1 protein-coding gene and 1 pseudogene are annotated in these 1,490 nt (G+C 39.7%); one reads left to right on the top strand and one right to left on the bottom strand.

The window, feature by feature from the left end:
* Positions 1-67: 67 nt before the first annotated feature.
* Positions 68-1,030: a DUF3658 domain-containing protein gene (locus WMO29_RS16655; RefSeq protein WP_014078537.1), complete on the top strand. Its 963-nt coding sequence runs from the start codon at positions 68-70 to the stop codon at positions 1,028-1,030.
* A 61-nt stretch (positions 1,031-1,091) separates the two neighbouring features.
* Here WMO29_RS16655 and WMO29_RS16650 read toward each other — a convergent pair.
* Positions 1,092-1,490: pseudogene (locus WMO29_RS16650) on the bottom strand (helix-turn-helix domain-containing protein); the annotation flags it as partial.

Below are 1,490 nucleotides of genomic sequence, written 5' to 3'. Positions count from 1 at the left end.
GCAGAAGAAATTGTTTTGCATGATATAATTTATTCATACGGGAGTAATTAAATCGGAGGTATATAAGATGATTGAAATTGTATTTGGTGAAAGTGCCTGTGGAAGTTTGAAAATTGCCCAAACTTACGGTAAGGGAAAGTATAGAGGAAGTGCAGTTTCGGTCTTTATGAGGCACGAAGATGGGAGTGTTCCATCTTCAGATGAAATGAAAGAAGCACAAATTCAAGCACAGGAACAAGAACATATTGCTTGGGAGAATGCTATTCCATTGGGAGGCAAGAGCAGTGATGTTTATTGTTTTGATATGGCTCTTAGTGTGGGAGATATTTCTGATAATGGAATTGGCGAACAGCGGAAAAATGTTCTCAAGAAAATGCTGTCTGTCTGGTTTGTAGAGGATTTAGACTATCAGGTTGAAGAAAAAATACAGAAAATTAAAACTACATTGTCTTCGGTTATTGAACGATATGTAGCTGGGGAAGAAGTTCGTATTTGGTATAGCTATAATCCGGATGAACTTTGCGGTATGTACTGGCTTATGAAACAACTTCGACCATTAAACTGTCAGACAACAATTTATTTGGTTAAGTTACCTGCCTGGGAATATGGAAAAGAAAATACTATGACATCCAAAATAGCATGGGGTGAGGTTTCTCCTGGCGAATGGGGAAAATATATAACTCTACAAGAAAAAGCTAAGCCTGTATTTCTTTCAGCTTGTGCTATGAAATGGAATCAACTTCAAAATGAAAATGCACCTTTGCGTGCAATGCTAAATGGTAAATTGCAAAGTGTTTCAGAAGATATATATGATAGTTTCATTCTTCGTGAAATTGCGGAACAGCCAGAGCAATTCAAAATGGCTATTGTTATAGGTAATGTTTTAGGAAAATATCAACTTGGAATTAGTGATGTATGGATTTCTAATCGCATTGATAAAATGCTTGAAGATGGTGTGTTGGAAATTATACAGGACGCACCAAAGGGAGAAACAAATTATCGCCGGATATTAAGAAAACGAATGAAATAATAACCACAGCAAGAACCGCTGCTACATGGAAGGCACCCCAACCATGCAACAGCGGTTTTTTTTACCGTTTTTTCCTCTGGCTGATAGGCGTTCCCATTTTCTTTGATTTTTTGAGAATCCGAATCAGCCAGCGAAATTCTTCGTCTGACAGATTTTTATAGTTGATACCGAGCTGCTTGCAGTAAAGGACAACCAGCTTTTCATCCCGGCTGCCCTTGAAATTTTCGACTGCTTCGAGATTTTCTTTCAATTCATCGGCAACGGTGGTCTGGGGCGCACTCTCACTGTCCTTTTTGTGGGCTTCCCGAATATCCCGGATAATCAGGTTGAGGTCATCCAGAACCATGTGACTGAAATACTCATCATCACTGATATGGGCGGCTTGCAGCACTTTCAAATGCGGGTCATCTTCGCCTGGGCGATACCGTTCAATGATTTCATGCCGGACGGTATCGACAAG

The sequence above is a fragment of the Laedolimicola intestinihominis genome, assembly GCF_040096155.1.
Taxonomy (GTDB): Bacteria; Bacillota; Clostridia; order Lachnospirales; family Lachnospiraceae; genus Laedolimicola; species Laedolimicola intestinihominis.
The sequence above is the reverse complement of the archived record's forward strand: the minus strand, read 5'-3'. Positions and strand labels throughout refer to the sequence as shown.

Excerpts from the sequence above, each read along its gene's own strand:
- WMO29_RS16655 (WP_014078537.1), top strand. The coding sequence starts at position 68 with ATGATTGAAATTGTATTTGGTGAAAGTGCCTGTGGAAGTTTGAAAATT.